This window comes from Cupriavidus sp. Agwp_2 (assembly GCF_040784895.1).
In the GTDB taxonomy this organism is placed as follows: Bacteria; Pseudomonadota; Gammaproteobacteria; order Burkholderiales; family Burkholderiaceae; genus Cupriavidus.
In genome coordinates this window covers 25,216-43,966 of record NZ_CP088085.1, presented here as the reverse complement: position 1 = coordinate 43,966, position 18,751 = coordinate 25,216, and the positions used below count along the sequence as shown (strand labels likewise).

The 18,751-nt window shown below is 61.8% G+C and carries 20 protein-coding genes; 4 read left to right on the top strand and 16 right to left on the bottom strand.

Annotated elements, in window-relative coordinates; translation table 11 throughout:
- Positions 1-21: 21 nt before the first annotated feature.
- From LPA45_RS30455 to LPA45_RS30445, 3 genes are all read right to left on the bottom strand, one after another.
- On the bottom strand, positions 22-783 hold the full coding sequence (locus LPA45_RS30455) for a hypothetical protein (RefSeq protein WP_317920689.1): 762 nt from the start codon (positions 781-783) through the stop codon (positions 22-24).
- 8 nt (positions 784-791) lie between these two features.
- The gene (locus LPA45_RS30450; RefSeq protein WP_317920691.1) at positions 792-1,220 is read right to left on the bottom strand and encodes a hypothetical protein; all 429 of its coding nucleotides are present in this window, start codon (positions 1,218-1,220) and stop codon (positions 792-794) included.
- A gap of 100 nt (positions 1,221-1,320) precedes the next feature.
- Positions 1,321-1,626, bottom strand: coding sequence for a hypothetical protein (locus LPA45_RS30445; RefSeq protein ID WP_317920692.1), 306 nt, complete (start codon positions 1,624-1,626; stop codon positions 1,321-1,323).
- Positions 1,627-2,365: 739 nt separating this feature from the next.
- Here LPA45_RS30445 and LPA45_RS30440 point away from each other — a divergent pair.
- The 4 genes from LPA45_RS30440 to LPA45_RS30425 all read left to right on the top strand — a co-directional run bounded on the left by LPA45_RS30440 (position 2,366) and on the right by LPA45_RS30425 (position 6,421).
- Complete coding sequence (locus tag LPA45_RS30440; RefSeq protein ID WP_317920693.1) at positions 2,366-3,535, top strand: hypothetical protein; 1,170 nt, start codon at positions 2,366-2,368, stop codon at positions 3,533-3,535.
- A 10-nt stretch (positions 3,536-3,545) separates the two neighbouring features.
- Positions 3,546-4,727, top strand: coding sequence for a FlhC family transcriptional regulator (locus LPA45_RS30435; RefSeq protein WP_317920694.1), 1,182 nt, complete (start codon positions 3,546-3,548; stop codon positions 4,725-4,727).
- A gap of 54 nt (positions 4,728-4,781) precedes the next feature.
- Positions 4,782-5,111 (top strand): hypothetical protein, encoded by a 330-nt coding sequence (locus tag LPA45_RS30430; protein WP_317920695.1) that lies wholly within the window; start codon positions 4,782-4,784, stop codon positions 5,109-5,111.
- Positions 5,112-5,407: 296 nt separating this feature from the next.
- Positions 5,408-6,421, top strand: coding sequence for a CAP domain-containing protein (locus LPA45_RS30425; protein ID WP_317920696.1), 1,014 nt, complete (start codon positions 5,408-5,410; stop codon positions 6,419-6,421).
- A gap of 76 nt (positions 6,422-6,497) precedes the next feature.
- Here LPA45_RS30425 and LPA45_RS30420 read toward each other — a convergent pair whose 3' ends face one another.
- Genes LPA45_RS30420 through LPA45_RS30360 form a run of 13 tightly spaced genes read right to left on the bottom strand, consistent with a single transcriptional unit; the run spans position 6,498 to position 18,747 of the window.
- A complete protein-coding gene (locus LPA45_RS30420; RefSeq protein ID WP_317920697.1) occupies positions 6,498-6,968 on the bottom strand; it encodes a hypothetical protein in 471 nt (156 codons plus the stop codon).
- A gap of 13 nt (positions 6,969-6,981) precedes the next feature.
- Positions 6,982-8,229 (bottom strand): shufflon system plasmid conjugative transfer pilus tip adhesin PilV, encoded by a 1,248-nt coding sequence (gene pilV / locus LPA45_RS30415; RefSeq protein ID WP_317920698.1) that lies wholly within the window; start codon positions 8,227-8,229, stop codon positions 6,982-6,984.
- A gap of 12 nt (positions 8,230-8,241) precedes the next feature.
- On the bottom strand, positions 8,242-8,721 hold the full coding sequence (locus LPA45_RS30410) for a hypothetical protein (RefSeq protein WP_317920699.1): 480 nt from the start codon (positions 8,719-8,721) through the stop codon (positions 8,242-8,244).
- Between the two features lie 36 nt (positions 8,722-8,757).
- Positions 8,758-9,258 carry a prepilin type IV pili gene (locus LPA45_RS30405; protein WP_317920700.1) on the bottom strand — a complete coding sequence of 167 codons (501 nt, stop codon included), beginning with the start codon at positions 9,256-9,258 and terminating at the stop codon, positions 8,758-8,760.
- Between the two features lie 34 nt (positions 9,259-9,292).
- Entirely contained in the window at positions 9,293-10,333 is a 1,041-nt protein-coding gene (locus LPA45_RS30400) for a type II secretion system F family protein (protein ID WP_367395309.1), read from the bottom strand.
- Positions 10,330-12,132: a GspE/PulE family protein gene (locus LPA45_RS30395; protein ID WP_317920702.1), complete on the bottom strand. Its 1,803-nt coding sequence runs from the start codon at positions 12,130-12,132 to the stop codon at positions 10,330-10,332. The genes LPA45_RS30400 and LPA45_RS30395 overlap by 4 nt, the downstream gene beginning before the upstream one ends.
- On the bottom strand, positions 12,129-13,373 hold the full coding sequence (gene pilO2, locus LPA45_RS30390; RefSeq protein WP_317920703.1) for a type 4b pilus protein PilO2: 1,245 nt from the start codon (positions 13,371-13,373) through the stop codon (positions 12,129-12,131). The genes LPA45_RS30395 and pilO2 overlap by 4 nt, the downstream gene beginning before the upstream one ends.
- Positions 13,374-13,376: 3 nt before the next feature.
- A complete protein-coding gene (pilP, locus tag LPA45_RS30385; protein WP_317920705.1) occupies positions 13,377-14,024 on the bottom strand; it encodes a type IV pilus biogenesis protein PilP in 648 nt (215 codons plus the stop codon).
- 15 nt (positions 14,025-14,039) lie between these two features.
- Complete coding sequence (locus LPA45_RS30380; RefSeq protein ID WP_317920706.1) at positions 14,040-15,695, bottom strand: type II secretion system protein GspD; 1,656 nt, start codon at positions 15,693-15,695, stop codon at positions 14,040-14,042.
- A gap of 20 nt (positions 15,696-15,715) precedes the next feature.
- Positions 15,716-16,216 (bottom strand): toxin co-regulated pilus biosynthesis Q family protein, encoded by a 501-nt coding sequence (locus LPA45_RS30375; protein WP_317920707.1) that lies wholly within the window; start codon positions 16,214-16,216, stop codon positions 15,716-15,718.
- A gap of 28 nt (positions 16,217-16,244) precedes the next feature.
- Positions 16,245-16,682, bottom strand: a complete 438-nt coding sequence (locus LPA45_RS30370; protein ID WP_376790703.1) for a lytic transglycosylase domain-containing protein — start codon at positions 16,680-16,682, stop codon at positions 16,245-16,247.
- Positions 16,679-17,959, bottom strand: coding sequence for a pilus assembly protein PilL (locus LPA45_RS30365; RefSeq protein ID WP_317920709.1), 1,281 nt, complete (start codon positions 17,957-17,959; stop codon positions 16,679-16,681). The genes LPA45_RS30370 and LPA45_RS30365 overlap by 4 nt, the downstream gene beginning before the upstream one ends.
- Positions 17,956-18,747 carry a lytic transglycosylase gene (locus LPA45_RS30360; protein ID WP_376790710.1) on the bottom strand — a complete coding sequence of 264 codons (792 nt, stop codon included), beginning with the start codon at positions 18,745-18,747 and terminating at the stop codon, positions 17,956-17,958. Before LPA45_RS30360 ends, LPA45_RS30365 begins: the two co-directional genes overlap by 4 nt.
- Between the last annotated feature and the right edge of the window lie 4 nt (positions 18,748-18,751).

The following is an 18,751-nucleotide window of genomic DNA, read 5'->3' as shown; positions in this document are numbered from 1 at the left end:
AAATCTCCTTGCTGATAAACGTTAGTTTGAACGAGCGATTGACCACAGCCATTTGTCCCAGAGGATCTGCTGGCCGCTGGCATCGAGTTTGGGCTTCCCCGATATTCGGTGGAAGGCCGGAACCTTCACCTTCTTCAGCCGTCGCACATCGACGCGGTCGCCAACTTGGCAACTGGCTTCTGCGATGGCGTCCTTGAGCCCCTCACCTTGCAGTGTTTCAACCGTCCCAGCCGCCGTCTCGAGCTTCAACGCGAACGAGGTGTAGGTGCTTCCGACACGCTTTCGGTCAGGGAACTCTGCATCGCCCCAGAAGGCGATCGTTCCGCGATATACCGCGGAGCCGTGATCGCGTCGCGCCGACGCCTTCGCCGGCGCCGCTGGCTCAGGGTGGGCGCCCGGCTGGGCCACATGGGCTGACTGGCCAGCACCATTGCCGCCGGACACCTCCATACGCGCCGCGGGCGATGCGTCGCGGATTGCCCCGGCGATGACGCTGGCCAGTTCTGCATCATGATGCTCCCCTGCGACGCTCCAATAGGGAACCGGATCCGGCAGCAACTTCTGGCCAAATCGCGTCGATGTAGGTCGCGCATCGAAGGCTGCAACGAAGTGAACGATTCTCTCGCCCTCGTCGCGGAAGAGATTCGGCATGCCGCCAATCTCGATGTGAACCTCATTGCACGCACCAGTACCGACAGCTTGCGCACCGGTGGGAGAGGTTTTGGACGGGCGTGACTGCAGCGCTTCCTGCAGAGCGCCAAGGAATCGCTGGATGAATGCCATGGCGACTCCTACAGCAGCGTGCCGCACTGCATCCGGCGAACTTCGTCCAGGTCGCGCTTGAGGCGAGGATGATTGAGGATGATGTCCTGCAGGACTTCGGAATCGATACCAGTGACGGCACAAACATAGGCATAGGGCAATGCCCCGTCCCAGTAGCCGAAGATCCAGCCGAGCGTCATGTCGAAGTCATCCTTCTCGACCGCTTTACCCTGCATACGCGCACGCAGCAGATCGGCACAGTCCGCCAGCGACTCGGGCAGGTTGTCCCCGCGACGGCTGTCGCAGGCCAGGCTGATGAGTGCATCGATCATCTGACCGCGCACGGCATCGCTCCAATAGATCGGATCGGGCAGCGGGTCGCGCTTTGGGTGATCGTTCACTACAGGCGCAGCATCCCCGAAGAAATCGAGTTGCCAGCCGGCGGGTTTCATTTCCATAGGGTTCTCCCAGGCGGGAACCCTATTGCCCACCTGTCGGTGGGAACAAGGCTCCCACAACAGGTGGATAGGGCCGCCCTCAGAACGAGGGCGGGACAGGTCACGCTGCGCGACGAGCGCCGTCCTGACGGTTCAACGGTACGACAACAGGGGATTTCGCATACGCAGGCGCTTGGGACGCCTTCGATTGCTCAGGTTCTGCAGTAGCTGCTTGCGGCTTGGGCATAACCACATCTCGGGGCGTAGGCACAACGTGACCACGACCGATGAGCTTGTGATAGCACCATGACCCCGCGACAATTGCGAGGAAGAGCCCGCAGACCGCCGATTGCGTCGCCACGTAAATCGCCATCAGGGTTAAGAACAGGCGGACAGGCGAGCGCAGCAGATTGGCCAAGGATTCCATGGTTTTCTCTCGTGAAAACATTAAATGGGATTTCCCGACAGACAAGTCGGGCGATTATTCGATGCTCAAGTGAACAAGGAATCCTTGAAGCGGCAACGCGCTTGCCGGATGCCTGGGCATCGAGCAAAAGCGCTACGCACGGGATTCGCGATGGAAGCGAGCTACAGGGGACGAAGCGAGCCGGGATTGCCTGGCACTGCTTGTCGAAGTCGATGCGTCGTGGACGCGAGAAGTGGGCCCATGGTAGCCCGAAACCCAAATGCCAGCAAGGGCTTGCAGGGGGTCGGGATTGTGCTGTGGTGCGGCGCGTCACTCCGAGCACATGAGTCCACCCTACTTGCGATAAGGCATACGAAAAACACCTTCTTACCACCAATAGGGTGGACTCGTGTGCCCGCCCGACGTGGCATCGGCGCCAATGTATTCACATTCAAGGTCTTCAGATCTTGGGATGCGACCGTAATCGGCCACACCCCACTGAAGTCGTATGGGTGTTAACCCTAGAAACTTAAAACCGATAAAAGAGAGGTGAAATCTGCCTCATTTCACCCCTTGACTTCGAAAGGGATGCGAAATACGTGAGTTTTCGTTGGCAATTTGAATGAAAAGTGGCGCTAATCTTTTGCCACTCACACTCGCTGCCAGCCCGAGCGCTACGCGTTTCCTTGACATAGCCAGCTATCCGCTAGGCTCGGTGGAGGGTCACGCTCACCCTTTCGGCCTCCTACGCTAAAAGAACATGGACAAGAAAAACAAATTTGAACTGACTGAAAGCCCCCGCCAGCCATCCATTCTGGATTTGGCTCGCGAGCAACTGACGCCCTACTTTGACCAGACGGCCATTGCACGAATCGTCCAGGCCGGCGAGGAGATTGCAATTGCGCGGGAGCGCATCTTCTCCGAGCATGTCATGATCGGCTCGCGGCTCACGCAGATCCAGCACATCATGTGCACTTCGCTTACTGCTCACCGCGCGGACCCCGCCAAAGCGGCAAATGAAGCGCGCACGCTCCTCTACCGCTTTGCGGAACACTCCCTCAAAATTCCCAAGTGGTCGGCCAAGCGATACGTACAGATCTACGAGCGTTTCATGCACAACAACGATGCGCTGACCTTCCTGAATGTCGGTGAATTGAACACACTCAAGCGGCAAGACATAACGGCGGACGAAGTTGCTCTCGTCATCAAGGCTAAGAAGGCGAATGAGTCGTTCAGCCGGAGCGAGATCTTGCCGTTCATTGACCGTTACCGCGCACTGGTCGCTGAAATGGACACGCTGGAAACCCAGCTTGCCGGTACCGAAGAGGAGCTATCGGCCAGCATGGCGCAACAGGATCAATACCAGTTTGAACTGAAATACCTGAAGGAACAGATTGCAGCGGCGGGAAGGAGTACGGAAGCCCAGGAGGCAGCGCTGATTGAGGCTCAGACCGCCCTTGCCTCACAGAGCGCAAACGTTGATGCACTGCAGACAGCAATCCAGAAGGTCAATCGCGAGAAAGCCGATCTGCAAAGCCAACTCGCGGACATAAAGATCCGGGTCGAAGTCAAGGAGGTGCCGGTAGTCCCGGAAGGCTATGCGTCCCTGACACAGGCGATCGCGGATGCCCAGGCCAAGCTGCAGCAAGTAGCGAGTGAGATTCAAGCGTCCGAGGAAAAGCTCGCCAGCATGCAGGCGGCCATCGCTGCCAACGAAACGTCTGTTCATTCGCCCACTGCCCGCCATGCTGACCGCAGTATTAGCCTCCGTTTGGATGGTCTCCTTGCGGATTTCGATTCACTGCGCGAGAAATTTCAGTCGTGCCGACAAGCTCGCGAGTTGCATGACCATCGCAGCACACTCTCTTCGCTGGCCGCTTCGGTCGCAATATTTCACCAAGAACTGCTCGCGGCAGCGAAGGCCGCCTAAGAGGTACAGCATGACACGACGCAACACCAAGAAGTTTCACGAGCAGTTCCTCCATCCCGCGTGGCTGCAGGATCGCACGTTGTCGGCAAACCTTCGCCTGTCCACGGCGTTGGTCAATACCCTTGCCGTCAAGCCAATGTTTGAGTCGATATTTGGCGCAAAGAAGGATGATCTCCAGGCCTTGCGAGACAGCGTTGAACAGTCCTCAACCGTACTGGGCTCGCCGTTTCTGGCCTTCGCACCTACGTTGGAAACACCTGCAGATTGGGCCTGCTTTACCGAAGGCTCCACGTCGACGCTGACGTTTGATCGGCTGGCGATGAAGACCCCAGAGTTGACCCCAGTGGACAAGATGTTGCTGGAGCAATACAACCGCCTCTACGTTGGCGCCCTATACGACGTCCTCAACATCTCTGTACTGGCCGCACCGCTACTGGGGATCTCCAACGAACTGGCCGACTACCTGCGCACACTTCCGCAGCACCGCGTCGAGCTTGCGATCTCGTCGCGGGCCATCCCGCTGTTCAAGTGGCGCTTCTCCAATTCCATGTTCTGGGCCGAAGCAAGCGGTGGTCGGATGTCAAGTGAGCTCATGGCGCACTACTTGATGGTGCACTCTCCGGTAAGAGCCGACAAACTCTCACACTCCGGCGCGTGGGGCGGCCTAAGGATTGCGCGTCCACTGCAGGAAGCCTATGCCGAAGCGTTCGTCTACTTCAAGTGCCGCGCCAAGGGCGTAGCATCGTTGTTCAATATGAACGTCACAGCTGTGCGCAAGATGTACCTCCGAATTCATGGCGAATCCTCACCGTCTGGCCATTCGCCGACTTCATCGGCCTGGTACCTGGATTCGGCCGGGAAGCGTCTGCAATCAACTTTCCATCTTTGGCTGTTCCGATCAGCCTTGTCGACAGAAGCCTCAATTCCCGAAGCGTTCATCGCAGCGGTCAATGTCAGCCAGCACATGTTTGGCGATGAGTCCAAGGTCCCGGCCGAGCGTGCATTTCATCTGTTGCGCTCGATGGCAACCGAGCATGAACTGGACGTACGCGCTTGCCGAACTTGCAGTACCGCATACCTGACGGCAATTGGTGACTTGGCACATTCTGTACTGTGTCCGTGCTGTAGCGGTACTCTTTCGTCCCCCAACGTGGGGCGGGTGGGACGGACTCGGCCGCGCAAGAAGCGCTGACACCCTGCACAACGGGCGTGCCGTGGCACGCCACAGCAATCATAGTGAGGTCACTTGGACATCGGATTTTGGTTCTTTCAGGGCCTGTGCATGCTCTACACGGCCTATCTTGCCCACCGTCGCGGCAGGAATCCCTGGATTTGGGGCGCACTTGCATATCTGTTGACGATCTTCACGCCCTTTGTGCTCGTTTTTGTCACGCGCCAGAAGCGCGTGTCATTGAAGGACTATTTGGCGAAGTACCCGCAATGCCGCACCAACCGCGGCATCGCCTGCGCCCACTGCAATTCAGGAAGCATCAGGATGTGGCGCAACAGCGGTCTGCTGTCCAATCGCGACCAGCACCTTTGCAACCATTGCGGCTCCTACCTATACGACAGCTGAGGCCAATCGCCAGTTTGGCCAACGAGGCACGGAAGACTTGAACCCATACTCAAGTCGCGCTACCGCTCCCGGTGATGCCCCCTGGGCAAAGGTCGCTTCGAAAATCGAGCCGATAGACAAGACACCCCTCTTTCCGGGGGGCAAATTCGGCTCCTTTTCGCCGTCTTAGTCTTGGTCGCCTTCGTGTATTCTCACGTCCGGCCGGGGATTGCGGGCACTTGACTTCGCGCATCGATAGGTAAGCTGAAAGTAACGGTCGATCCCCGGCCGGTCAAAGTCAGAGGAAGAAAAAAAACATGCAAAACTCCAAACTCGCTCTTTCGGTGCTGGCCACGGCCATGACGCTCGCGCTTGCCGCATGCGGTGGCGGCGGCGGTGACGACGGTGGCTCCAAGAACCCCAGCACGCCCCCAACTACACCGAGTGTTCCGCAAGGGCCCACTTCGGTCCCACCCTCCACCAGCGTCACCCCGCCGACTTATGTTTCCGGCGATGCCCGCCTTACCACGTTCAACGAACTGAACGACTATCGGATCAGGATGGGCGTCGGGGCCCTGAAGCAAGATTCAGCGCTCGATAAGGCTGCTGACAACCATCTCGCCTACCAGAAGGCGAACTCCGAGTTCGGGCACGATGAAACCGCTGGAAGAACTGGATATACCGGGGCTAACCCATACGATCAAGCTGTGGCGGCTGGGGCATCGGCAAATCAGTGGGTTGCTCAGGCGGCAGATCGGTCGGCGTTCTGTGTCGATAGCTTCAAGAACTCCATCTATCACCTGCAAGGCATCACCAGCAATCAAGAGACCATTGGCATCGCGAACCGCGATAGTCTCTGCGTGATCAACTTCGGTGTGCTCACCGGAGCCAACGGCAGTGGCTATGGCCTGCCATCGTGGGGAGGCCAGCAAATGGATGTAAGCAGCATGGCGTACTCACCTGTTGATGGGGAAAGCGTGTGGGGTACCTTTATTCCAGCGAGCGAATCACCAAATCCTGCGCCGGATCTCTCCAATGCGGGACATCCCATTATGTTCCGGGTTCCTGCGCCCCAAATCAATGACGTCCTGACTGTCTCCAGCTTTACGCTGACCGGAGCTGGTGGCTCTGCGATCCCTGTGCGCGTCCTGGTTCCATCCAAGGCCAAGGCAGGCTCAGTGGCCAGCGCCATTGAAGACTCCCGCCTATATGCTGGCGTCGTATTCATGCTGCCGACGCAGCCGCTTCTGTCCGGCACGTACACCGCTACATTTAGCGGAGCGCGCAACGGCGTGGCCGTTTCTAAGTCGTGGAGCTTCACGGCGTTCTAAGTTAGTCGCAGTGATGTCCCAAAAGGCCCGCACATTGCGGGCCTTTTGACACCGCTTTTCTGATTCCAGTCGTCGACTATTTGCGGCAGACTTCATACACCTGTAAGCCCATGTTGTTGCCGTTGCTTGGGTAGTTCTGCTTGATCGCGCCGACACGATATCCACTGGCGTCGATGCCGGCCACGGCCTGCGGACCCAAGTCCGACCAGTCCATGTAACCAGTCCACATTCTGGAAGCAACAACGCTTCCTCCCCAAAGAATTTGATAGCCCTTGCCCTCGCATCCGCCATCAGCTGAGCATTGACCAATATCACCAATAGAGATGTTATAGGCATTATAAGAATACTGGCAGGCTGGGGGCTGAGGCTGGGGATCTGGAGGTGGTTGTGGAACGCCACAGTACGGCAGACCGTTGCCCCGACGCAACCACTGCTGGCCGGGTTGGCAGTCGGCGACAGTCATAGGCGGCACCGGAAAGGAGTAGAGCTGCGCGTACCCTAAGGACGCTTCGGCAGCCAGAATGTACGACAAAAGGAGGCGTTTCATGGATTTCTTGGGTCTAATACGTGCAGCCGGTCGTCACAGTGCCAACAAGTTGTCCGCCAAGCGCCCCGGTATCGTTGCCGCCATACCAAGCCGCGGGAGAAATGGCGCTCGCTTGCGCGTACCAGTAGGTACCGTAGTCATTCATTGAAAAGAATGTGCCCTGGATCGGCGGCATCACATTGCCTGTGATGTTGACCATTTCCTGCTTCGGCGTGTAGAGCGCCCACGCGGTGCCACCAGGACAGTTGTCCTTCCCGATCGTCATGCCATCGGTCACGTTCTCGTACTTCCGAGTGATAGTCATGTTGCCAAGCGCATTGGCGAGTGCAATGTATCGGTTGCCTTTGCAGATGTAGCCCTGGTTTATTGCACTCGTTGCGATCTGGTTATTGGTGCCGCACCACAGGCCTTCATAGATGTTCGCCACCGCTGTTCCAACCGACTGCCAGATGCCCCCGGAGCAGATCACGTGGCCAGTACCGGTGGAGCTTCTGCGCGTCGACGTTTCGACGCTGCACGCTGTGCCAGGAGCACCGGTACTCGTCAGATAGGTATCCCCGCCACTGGTCAATGCCGCTGTCGCCGTGATGCGGCCTGCGTTGTTGACGTCGTTCCCCGCCATGTCAATGGACGTCTGCATCCGATTCAGCTCGGGATGCCCCGGAACCTGCACCCGGTACAAATAGCCATTGTTGGCCTGCGCGCCGGTAAACGCGAGCAACGATGCGAGCCGACCGCTGCCCGGGTTCGTGTAGTTGGCGAGCGGCACCTGCCACGCACCATAGGCCCCATAGGCCCGGTTTGCGACCATCGTTGGATCGCCGTTCTGCCCCGCGTAAGGCACGAAGCCACCCTGAGCCCCGGCTTGCGCAGCGATCTGCACGAGTTGGCGTGTGTCCGTGATGGCTCGCCCGCCCTGCGAGGTGACCAGCGCCTGCAAATTGTTCGGCGTCGGCTGCAAGACCTGAAGCAGCCAGGTCTGACCGAACACGTTGGTCGCAGAGAATCCGGCAGGCAGATAGCCGCCAGTGATTAACATGGACGGGGTAACGTTGACGGGCACGCTTGGGGTAGCCTGCGCAACCAGTGTCGCCGCTTCATCCTGCACGAACTGCAGAGCGGCCTTGTCGAACACAAGCATCTGGCTCGCCGCGGCCGCGGTCTGCACGTTCGTGACACCCGCTTTAGCCCACGTCACAAAGCCGGCAAAGCTCAGGGTCGAGAGCATCAGCGCGATGAGATATCCGAGGATGGCTTCCATGCGATTCGATTTTCAGGTGTTCAGCTGGACCCAATGAACCAGCGCTCCGACTGGGATGGTCGAAGGCACGCTGTAAGCGATGCCGGTGGAGAGGTTGATGGCCGTACCTTGGCTACGGACCCGGAACCACGCGAGACTTCCTTGCGTGCTCCCCCGCAGCGCGCCGCCGGCTCCAGACGAGACGCGCACATAGCCATACACATCGCGCCCGCCACCCGGGTTGGCTACGGCCATGCAGCCCGCCCCATTCGGCGCCATCATCCCGGAAGGCAGCGCGGGGATCAGGCTCGCGCCGACCAGCCCGGGCGTTGCGTCGGCGGTCGACACGCATGCCGCCCCGTAGGCCTGAGCCTGCTGCGCGGTGACCGTCGCGACGGATTCCATGCGGCCGGGGACGCCTGCCCCCGGTGCTGCTTGTGACAACTGCCAGCTTTGTGCCACGAGGCCAAGACTGAACAGGACCGTCGCGATCGGCAAAATGAGATAGCCCATAGCCTCCTCCTCAGAAGGTGGCGACAGCGCCGAAGATCACTGGAAAGTGAGGGTGAAGGCGGCAGTCGCACTGCACGCAGCGCCAGCGGTGACCTGATCGGGGAGGTTCGTCTGGTTGAACGTCGTCGACCCAACCGCCAGCGTCACGTAGTCCTTGAGGCCAAGGGCGGCGCTGACGCACTGTTTCGCCGTCTGCGCATTGCCGCCGCCAAAGGTAATCACACCCTGCGATCCGCTGTTGGCCGCCGCGAGCGTGACGGCATTGCCCCAAGGGTCGATTAGCGCCGTGCCGCGCACCATGTCGGACGGGAACATCCCACCGGTGATCATTGCCGGGATGTTTGCGGTGGTGAAGTTGGTGTAGCCGTTATTTCCCTGCGAAAAACCAGCGCGTGCGTTCGTGATCAGCTGCGACATGTTGGTCGCCACCACGCTTGCCTTGTGGTTTTGAAAGCCGTTGTAGCCTGCATAGGCAATCCCAGCCAGTGCGAGAAGGCCCAAGACGATAGCGACGATGCGCCCGAGAATGCCATCCATGTGAAGCTCCTAATGTGTATGAATACGGTGGTTGTTAGAACTGGCCCATCGAGGACGTGAGGATCGATGAGAGTGAGTTCGAGCCTAGCTGAAGCACAACAAAAGCAAGGAACATCAGGCCGGTGAAGACCGCCGACATCGCCATCCCTTTGGCGAGCAACTGGCGCTCGATCACTTGGGCGTTCTGTCGAACGGCCACCGTGATCTTCTCGGTGAAGTCGTCAAAGCCCGCATACGCGCCGATCTCGTCGATCAGGTCCAGCGACGGAAAGCCGTTCCCCGACTGCCGCATGGCTTCGGCCAGGTCCAGGCCGTCGGCCAGTCCGAGGCGTATCGGCCTCAGACGCGAGGCCAACCATGGTGACGCCGATCCGATCTGCGCTTCCAGCGCGGCGATGTCCGGGACCTTGGCTCGCAAGAGCGCCACGAACGACATCGCCCAGGTGAAGCCGGTGATTTCACGGTACGCAGTGAACGGGAATACGTGCTGGTCGCAGAACCGTCTGCCAGCCCCGCTCCACCGCGGAAGCGCCCACCAGCTCCAGACGGCATAAACACCGAGACTCCCGAAGATCACCGGTGCCGGCCATCCCACGGCCAACTGGCCCATCCAGTACATGGCGTAGGCCCAGTCGGTCCATTTCTCGATCGGCAGGATGTCGAGGAACTGGGGCACGATGTAGCCGCCGATCACCAGCAGGACGGCATACAGGCAGACCAGATACACCGTGGGCGCAAAGAAGCTGGCTTGCAGCTTCTGGCGCAGGCGCGTAGTCAGTTCTCGCACGTCCAGCACCAGCCGCATGGCGTCCGGCAACTGTCCAGCCTTCTCCCCTGCGTCCAGCACGCTGCGTTCGAGGTCGCTGAGGCTCGCCCCCATCGCCGCCATCAGCGTCTTACCATCGCGCACCTGGCGCCCGACCTCGTGCGCAGCCTCGGCTGCGCGCTTGCGGCCTCGCCTGTCCTGCCGCTCCCGAAAGTCCTCAATGACTTGCGCGAGGGTCAGCCCGTTCTCCAATTGACTCGATGCCTGTTGATACAGGCGCCGGCGCATGGCCCAAGACAATCCGCTCATAGGTCTTCCCGCATCGGAATGGCGTCAACGCTTCGCTCGGCGTCGACCGGGCTCAGACGGCCAGACAGCACGAGATCCATGGCGTGCGCGATCATGGGCTTGTCCGAACCCTTCCGGGCCCGATGATTGCGCCGCGCCTCTAATACCCCGTCGTTGATGCAGTCCTGCATCAGCTTCTCGCTGGTCACGACCACTTCAGCGACCGCCTGTTGACCAATGATGGCTTCGCCGTGGCAGTGATCGCATCCGGTCCCGCGAACGCGCACCTCCAACAGATCCCCCCACGAGCGCATCGCATTGAGCATGTAGTCCGGCAGCGGCTCAGACGCTTTGTCGAGGGTGACCGAGCATTTCGGGCAGAGCAGCGGAACAATCCGCTGAGCAATCAGCCCGATGATCTGCGTGTGATTGGCGATCACCTCCATCGCCAGACGAACATGGTCCAACATCACCAGTCGGGAGAAGGTCTCGAACGGGTCGGTCACGTGCAGGGTCGTCAGCACTTGGTGCCCGGTCGCCGCTGCCTGCAGCGTCGCAATCGCCTCCTCAACGCCTCGGATTTCGCCCAGCAGCACCGCATCCGGGTCCATCCGCAGGGTCATGCGCAGCATTTCCGGAAACCGCTCGCTTTCCGTGGTGAGCTGGATCGCCCAATCCATCGGATACTCGGTCGGGTTCTCGATCGTGATGAGCCGCTTTTCGGGGAATAGGCGTGCTTGATGCCGCGTGCACTCAAAGAGAGTTGTGGTCTTGCCACTACCGGTCGGGCCGGTCACGACAATCACGCCCATGGGGCGGCGCAGCAGCTGCGAGATCAGTTCCACCTGCAGCGGCGTGTAGCCCATCTGGCCCAGCTTGAATTCGCCGCTCGGCGCCTTCGGCGTGCGCAGATCGAGCCGTTTGGCTGCATCGACAGCATCCGCCTTCAGTGCGCCTTCGTGGTGCTCCCTGTATTGCAGCCGCGCAATGAGGAAGCCGCCGCCGCTTTCCACCGGGTAGGCCGGTCCACGGACGATCCGCACACTGGACAGCCCCGTGCCCGGCAGCGTGTCGCCGGCGATCTGGGCGTCCTGTACGTCCAGCGGGTTGTAGGTGGCCGCCTTCACCGTGGCGAGGCCGGTGTACATGGCGCGGATCAGGCGTTCCCCCTCTTCGCGGCGCATCGACAAGGCCGACACCGTACGCAGATCGCCCTTGATCCGTACCTGAATCTCGGTGTGGTGCTCACGGACCAGGATGTGGATGTCGGAGGCCACCAGCGCAGCGCAGTCCGCGATCAACCGGCGTGCGAGGGTCAGTGTCTGCAGGTCGGTGTCCTGCTGCTGGCCGGCGCCGCGCTGCTGACGCAGCACGGCAAGCTCCTGCGCAGACACCTTGCGCAGCTGGGGCGCCGCACCGCTGCGCCGCAGCTTCGCTTCCCAGGTCAGAAGCCGCGGCGTGCCGAAATGTCGGGCATCCACATAGATGTCGCAGCCGTGCACCGCCAGCACTTGCTGCACGTTGTCATCGGTCAGGCCCAGCTCCTTGGCAACATCCTCCACGTGCAGCCCGCTCTCGGCGACGCGCTGACGAAGCACCACCGCCTGGTCTGCCGTCAGATGGTCGAGGTTGCAGGCAACACGGTCGAACGTGGCGGGCAGGTTGCGCGGATAGAGGATATGCGGCTCAAGCACCTCGGGAGGCTTCGGTACCACCAGCGCATCCGACTTTACCGACGGCTCGGCCCGCGTCGCGAATGCGGTGCCTCGTGCCGACTCGCTGCCTCGACTGCGCCACAGACGATTGATCGTCGCAATCATTGTTGACTCCCGGCGGGCGGCACTGCACCGTCCCGCATTGCGTAAAGCTTCCCGGTTCCTTTCCATGCCTGGGCGGACGCTTCGTAGCTAACTTCCGTGAGTCGCAGACCCACCACCGAGTCCAACCCCTCGCCCAGTCCCAGCCACGGCGGAGGGCCAAAGCCGATGTCCGCAGTCATTGCAATCCACGGATCAACCGGCGTGTTGCCGTCGGCAGGAAGCAGCGGCGGCGGCGAGTTCAGCTGCAAGCCCACGCCGGTACCCTGTGCATACGTCCACATGGAGCGCTGCGCTTCGGCAGGCCGATTGACCGCGTGCGACGAAGGCAGGAATACCGCCGGCGCGCTCGCGGTCGCCGACGCCTGGTTGCCGTCCGCGGAAAGCGCACCGGGCGCGTTAGTGGCCAAGCCGCCCTCCCGCTTCCAGGTCGTTTCGATCGTCAGAGCCGTCGACGTGGCTGGCTTGCAGCGCCAGCTGGAGAGCGTCCAACCCGCGTCCGCGAGAGTCTGGCGATCCCACGCACGGCTGCATGCCAGCAGGAAGGCGGTCGGCGCAGCCTCCTCCACCCAAGGCACGGCTCGCTGCCGAGCAGCCTCATTGGCGCGTTGCGCGGCGGCGATCGCGCGCTGGCGCATCATTTGCGCCTCGCGCTCAGCTTCCTGCTGCTGGTCGTACCAGTACCAGCCGCCTGCGAGCAGGGCCGCCACGCCGGCCACTGCGGCAACCGTGTAGGAAGTCGACTTCCAAGGACCGGTCAGGACGTCTCGCATAGGCGATACACCCTTTGACGCCCGCGCCATGTTCGCGAGATCCCGTACTGTCCCTTCGACTTCCGTCCAGTCACCCAAGGCACGATGCCGCTCGCGGACCGGTGCAAGCTCCTCAAGCGTGCCCACCCGATCGCCGCCGGCGATGACGGCGTGGCCCTGGCGGACGGCGATATACCAGTAGAGACTGCCCTGCAGATGGAAGAGTCCCCTCCACGGCTGGCGGTGCTGGCCGGCCACAATTGCGGCGAGCGGCTTCAGCCCGGCCGGCTTCGCGCCGGCGATTGCTTCGCAGAACCCCGTCTGGACGGCGCCTTCCGCGCTTTCATGCACGACGCCCCAGCGCACGTTGCGGCCAAGCTCCGCCGCCCGCGCGCGCAGGATGCCCTTGCCCGGCTGGGCTTCCTCATGTTGCCAGGTCAGCCCGATGGCAAAGCCACCCTTCAGTCCCGGGAATGACAGGATCTCAGCCATCGCTCACGGCCTCAGGGTGCGTACGCGCTTGCCGTTGGCGAGCTTTACCCCGCCGTCGTCGATGCTCACGACCTTCCAACCACCGTCCAGAATGTCGCCAGCCTGCACCGGAGCAGTACGGCCGCTGACATCTACTACGGCGTTGTAGTGACCATCGAATGCGCGCAATGACACCAGCCGGGGCGTTTCCGGCGCGAGCCGCGGTGCTCGCTCTGCGATGCCTCCCGACGGCATAGCGCCGCCCAGCGAGATCGACGCCACGCCGGCTCCCGGCGGCGCCCCGGCAGGAGCTGCGACCATGGAATCCTCGGCACGCTTCACTTCCGCCTTGAGCTTGGCGATTTCGGCGCGTGCCTTCCACAAGGCCAGTTGGGACTGCAACGCAGCAAGTTCCGGCGCGTCCGTGGGGCGCGACGGTTGTGCCGTCTCGACCGGGGGCGTGCTGGCCGCTGTGGCAGCCACCGCCTGCGCCTGCTGGCCTTTTCCCGGTTGCGACGTCACCGTGCCGCCCCCAGCCGATGCAATCGCCGCTGCAACGGGGCTCGACATCGTTGACGCCGCCTTGGCCGGGACGGTCACCGAAAGGCCGATGGTAGCGGCAATGGCCAGCGCGGCCGGGGTCCAACGAAGATTGATTGCGCGATTCTGCATGGAATGGTCTCTCTGTTACAGCAAGCGGGCCGAAATCATGATGGCGATGACCGTGTCTCCCTTGAGGGCACCAACCCCGCCGCCGAGCGCAGCCATCCAGGGTTCACCCACGCCGTTGTTGGTCGAGGACGCCTTCTGGTTGCGCAGGCCGGTGAGCACCAGCGATTCGCCGGGCTTCAGGGTGATCGACTGCGTGAAGCGGTTAGTCGGCATGGTGCGCAGCTGCACACTGGTCTGGTTCGCATCGCCACCTGAGTTGAATCGCTGCAGCGGCAGCAGATCCGACAGCGTCATGTCGAAATTCATCAGAATCCGGCCGTCGACGACTTTCGGCAGGAAGTTGCTGGTGAAGCCATAGGTAACCGTTCCGGTCTGGGTGGAACTGGTGGAACCCACGTTGGCAGCCAGCGTCGTTTGTGACTGCGCTACATAGTCCTGCAGCGTGGCGGTCTGCAGGGCCAGCACCTTGCCGTTCTGCGTCACGCCCGAGCGCGATACCACCTGCGATACATTGCCGAGCGTCGAAAGCGCCTGCACCACGGCCTTGCTGCCGGCGAAAGGACCACTCATGATCGTCGCGCCCAGATTCATGGGGGTGGCGCTCCCTGAAATCGTCGGCGTGCTGACGGAACTGAACGAGACGTCGGGCTTACCGCTGGAGCTTTGGTAGGCAAGCGACAGGTTCAGGCCAAAATTGTCCTCGCGCGTGACGCGCACCTCGTAGACCTGTACGTCGATGGCGACCTGCTTGCCATACATCGCCACGAGGCTCTTGACGAACTGCTCGATACGGTCGCACTGCACGGGGTCGCCAGTGACCGTCAGAGTGCCAAGATTCTTGTCGACCACGACCTCGGCGCCCGCGCCAGCGACTGCCTTCGCGGTCGCCTGCAGCGTTTCCCAGGGCTTCATCTCTGTCGACATCGTCATGGACTGGCCGCTTCGTCCCGCTCCGCTTCCACCAGACCCATTGCCGCCGGCGCCAGCCGTGCCGCCGGAACTGCTGTCCGACGTCGTGATCGAGCCGTTCATGGAGGACGAATCCGCGAGGCTCGGTAGCATGAAGGTCCTCGTTTCCGTCCTGAAGAACGAAACCGTGCCGTCGTTGTAGCGGGACCAGACCCCAAAATGCGCCTCGACGGCATCCAGGAAGCCCTTGAAGTTGCCTTCGTACCTGAGGGTCAAGGGCACAGTCAGCGCCGTGCCGGCACCCTGGCCCGATGCAGACGTGCCGGCCAGCGAGGTCGCCAGGTCCACGCGCGGCGTTCCACCCATCGGGATCGGGCCTGTCGGCCGTGCCGCGGCGCCCGGCTGAGTCGGCGCCGTACCGGACACAGCGGATGCAACAGATGCAACGGCCGATGCATCCACGGTCGCACGCACGCCGATACTCTGCGCGATCCAGCTCGCGGCTTCGGTCAACGAGCCAAGCGTGCCCCTGAACACCACATGCTTGTTGTAGATGTCAGGCTGCGGCTTGCTGGCGCGGATCTTCTCCCCCATCAGCCAGGCGCCTTCATGCACCCGGAACACCGGGCGGCTGCGTGGTGCATCGGCGTAGGCCGCGTGCGCATCGCTGCCGATGGCGTTCTGCAAGTTGCGCGTCTCCATCACACCACAACCGGACAGCAGTGTTGCGGCCGCCACGGCAGCCGCGGTATAGCGCGCCATATTCCTCCTCATATGCATCATCACTGAACCATCCCGTTTTGGCTGATAATCACCGTGCGATTGCCGCGCCAGCTATCGCCAACCACGTCCGCACCGTTGTTGGCGAGTTCCTCGATCACGCGCTTGACGGCGCTTTCGAAGTCACTGCCGTAGTCCTTGCCGCCGGGCACAATCCAGCCGTCGGGGACATTCCATTCGACGGTCCAACCGGCCCGATCCGCCCAGTTCTCGATCTGTTGTTGCAGCGCCTGCCCTTTGACCAGCCGGAACACGGCACCCGCCGTCGGAGTGACGCGCGATACCGCCGGCGCACTCGCCACAGGCGACGCCGCAACAACTGACGGAGTATTCGCTGCCAGCAACGTTGGACTGATGGCCGCCTTGCCGGCGCGGGGCCCTTGCAGTTGCTGCCATCCCTCGTTCGACAGTTGCGAAGCATGCGTTGCCGGCGCGAGGATGATGGCGCTAAAGAGCGACGCCGCGGCGACGGCAATGCGGAAGGTTCGGTTGTTTTGGCACATAGCTATGCTTTCGATTGAACGGATTGAACTACCGCAAGGCGGCGCGCTGCAGCGCCTGCCACCGCGCATGAATCTGGTTGGCGTACCGCAACTGCTTCTCCGGCGAAGAGGCGTTGTAGGCGCCGACCGCCTTCCATGTGGGTCCGAAGCGCTGGATGTTCTCGCGCAGGATCCACGCGCCGACGTACGCATTGATGCATCCGTCAAACAGGTGGGCGCGCGTGATGCCGTAGCGACCCAGTCGCGGCAAGTGGATCGAGTTGATCTGCATGAGCCCGATATCTTCCGAACCGTTAGCATTTCTGTTCGTCACCCAAGGTCGCATGCTGGACTCTTGCAATGCGATGCTTCGCAGCAGAGACGGGCTGACGCCGTGAAACACCGCGGCATCGTCCAAGCAGTCGGCATGGGCAACGCCGCCCAGCAACACCACGCACACAGCTGCAACCGCCGCTACTGCCCTCACAGCGCCACCTTCCCCGGCTGTTCTTTGAAACGCACCTGGGGCACGCGGTCCACATAGACCACATTGCCATCGGCGATTACCGTCAGACGCGCGGCAATCCCGTTGAACTTGTAGTAGCGGTCCTTCTGCTCACCGCTTCGTTGGTGGTCATCGCCAAACACCGACACGCTCACCATTGATTTAGAAAAGCTCAGGTACGTCGCGCCGTCCTTCTCGAATACCATTTCGAGGCCGGCACCGCTTTCGTGCGGGAATTCGTAGTCAATTTCGGGAGAGCGCTTCACCTCCACGGACTTTCCGTCACGCGTCGCCGTAAAGCGATCGACGGTCGTAAAGGACAAGACGCGCTGCGCCTCGTCCCACTTCGTCCAGATCTTGGTGCCGGTCTCGTCGCGCAAGACCAGGTCCTTGGGCTCTTCCTCGAAGCGAATTTCGATCCGCCCTTGCTTGTTGTCGCGGATTGCCAGCGCGCCAAAGGCAGAGGCCAGCGTCGGTCCCTCCGGAAGCGGCGATCCGGAGACCTGCATCGATGCCGGAGCACCCTCTCCTGGGGCCGCATTGGACGTGGCCTTGCCGTTGGCGGTCGCTTCGAGCCCGATGGACGGCGCTGTCGCGATCGACGGTTCGCCGACGACAGAGAAGCCCTTCGGCGGTACCGCCCGCAGTGCGATGTTGCGCCGCGTGAAGTCCACTTCCGCGTAAAGGTTGCGCCGATCAAGAACGCGGGCCAGCGCCTGAAGCCAGTTCTCGCCGCCATTCATGTCGACGGTGACGTCTTCGGTCAGCGGAATGTCCTTCTGCGCGGTGCCAGTCCAGCCTGCCGGTGCAATCGACTTGACCATCTGCGCCAGCGGAAGGGAGGAGCGCCCAGCTCGTACCACAGGAAGCGTCGTGTAACTACCGATCAGCGCTAGCCGGCCAGAGATGCCGGCGACATGGCGTGGAAGGTCACCGGTCGGGTTCGCAGGCTCGGAAGTGAAGGCATTGGCGCGCTTCCAACGGGCGACCACGTTCTGCCCATTCACGCTGTAGCGCACCACTTCCGGCACACCGTCAATCACCCAATACGGTCCGTCTTGTTGTGCGCCGTCAGCCGAGACAGCTTGACCGGCCCGCGGTTGAATGTACGTGGACAGGCCATCGTTGAAGATCAAGGCCGGACGGTCAATCGCGCGCGCGACGACCTGATAGTCGAAGTCCAGCGGATCAGTGTCCGCCGCGACGGCAGCGCCGCTTGCCGCCAGGGCCAGCACGGAGATCAGAAGCGGCTTCATCATGGTTGAGGGGCCTTCAGTTGCTGGAAGTGATTCAGGAATCGGGCAAAGTAAGGACCGCCGCGCGCTGGATTGGCACTGTGGTACCAGGCCACTGCCTTCATTGCGGAGCCGCTGCGCTGCAAGTTGTCGACGAGGATGGCTTCTGCCGCAGCGATGTTCGTTGCCGGGCTCAGCGCCTCCCACGCCGACGCGAATCTCTTGCCGTGGTAGCACCAGTTGATCTGCATGATTCCCACATCAAAGTCGCAACGGCCGGCGGCTAGAAGGCGTTCGATAGCGGCGTGCGCATCCTCTCGGGTTGCGAAGAACATGCCGCGCCCGGCGACATTCAGCGTCCACGGCCAAGGACGGCCCCGATATGCCGATTCGTTCATGGCGATCCCGGCGAGAATGCGAGGATCGACCTTGGTACTCATTTGTGCGAATGCTTCGACCTTGGGCGCGCATGCCCACCCGCCCCGCCGCTCCACCAGTGCGACTTGCGAACCGTCATCCAGCCTTTCGGGACGCAGCCAGCCGTCGCGGGCGAGCAAAGTGGTCAACGCCAGCCGCTTCCCGTTCGCTTCAACTTCCGGCTCCCTGCCTGGCTCCAGGCGCAGCACCGCGCCGATAAGCCGCGCCGACCAGCCGAGGAATGGGTCCAGGCCGCAGTAGAGGACAGGCTTACCCGGCAGCGTGACCATGCGCGCGGTCTGACCTTCGCGCACCAACACGGCGGTTGGGCTCACCATCGCCTCGATAGTCTGTGCGCCGGCACCAGTCATGGTCAGCGTCCACAGAGCGGCCATCCCG

Excerpts from the sequence above, each read along its gene's own strand:
- LPA45_RS30455 (WP_317920689.1), bottom strand. The coding sequence starts at position 783 with ATGGCATTCATCCAGCGATTCCTTGGCGCTCTGCAGGAAGCGCTGCAG.
- LPA45_RS30450 (WP_317920691.1), bottom strand. The coding sequence starts at position 1,220 with ATGGAAATGAAACCCGCCGGCTGGCAACTCGATTTCTTCGGGGATGCT.
- LPA45_RS30445 (WP_317920692.1), bottom strand. The coding sequence starts at position 1,626 with ATGGAATCCTTGGCCAATCTGCTGCGCTCGCCTGTCCGCCTGTTCTTA.
- LPA45_RS30440 (WP_317920693.1), top strand. The coding sequence starts at position 2,366 with ATGGACAAGAAAAACAAATTTGAACTGACTGAAAGCCCCCGCCAGCCA.
- LPA45_RS30435 (WP_317920694.1), top strand. The coding sequence starts at position 3,546 with ATGACACGACGCAACACCAAGAAGTTTCACGAGCAGTTCCTCCATCCC.
- LPA45_RS30425 (WP_317920696.1), top strand. The coding sequence starts at position 5,408 with ATGCAAAACTCCAAACTCGCTCTTTCGGTGCTGGCCACGGCCATGACG.
- LPA45_RS30420 (WP_317920697.1), bottom strand. The coding sequence starts at position 6,968 with ATGAAACGCCTCCTTTTGTCGTACATTCTGGCTGCCGAAGCGTCCTTA.
- pilV (WP_317920698.1), bottom strand. The coding sequence starts at position 8,229 with ATGGAAGCCATCCTCGGATATCTCATCGCGCTGATGCTCTCGACCCTG.
- LPA45_RS30410 (WP_317920699.1), bottom strand. The coding sequence starts at position 8,721 with ATGGGCTATCTCATTTTGCCGATCGCGACGGTCCTGTTCAGTCTTGGC.
- LPA45_RS30405 (WP_317920700.1), bottom strand. The coding sequence starts at position 9,258 with ATGGATGGCATTCTCGGGCGCATCGTCGCTATCGTCTTGGGCCTTCTC.
- LPA45_RS30400 (WP_367395309.1), bottom strand. The coding sequence starts at position 10,333 with ATGAGCGGATTGTCTTGGGCCATGCGCCGGCGCCTGTATCAACAGGCA.
- LPA45_RS30395 (WP_317920702.1), bottom strand. The coding sequence starts at position 12,132 with ATGATTGCGACGATCAATCGTCTGTGGCGCAGTCGAGGCAGCGAGTCG.
- pilO2 (WP_317920703.1), bottom strand. The coding sequence starts at position 13,373 with ATGGCTGAGATCCTGTCATTCCCGGGACTGAAGGGTGGCTTTGCCATC.
- pilP (WP_317920705.1), bottom strand. The coding sequence starts at position 14,024 with ATGCAGAATCGCGCAATCAATCTTCGTTGGACCCCGGCCGCGCTGGCC.
- LPA45_RS30380 (WP_317920706.1), bottom strand. The coding sequence starts at position 15,695 with ATGGCGCGCTATACCGCGGCTGCCGTGGCGGCCGCAACACTGCTGTCC.
- LPA45_RS30375 (WP_317920707.1), bottom strand. The coding sequence starts at position 16,216 with ATGTGCCAAAACAACCGAACCTTCCGCATTGCCGTCGCCGCGGCGTCG.
- LPA45_RS30365 (WP_317920709.1), bottom strand. The coding sequence starts at position 17,959 with ATGATGAAGCCGCTTCTGATCTCCGTGCTGGCCCTGGCGGCAAGCGGC.
- LPA45_RS30360 (WP_376790710.1), bottom strand. The coding sequence starts at position 18,747 with ATGGCCGCTCTGTGGACGCTGACCATGACTGGTGCCGGCGCACAGACT.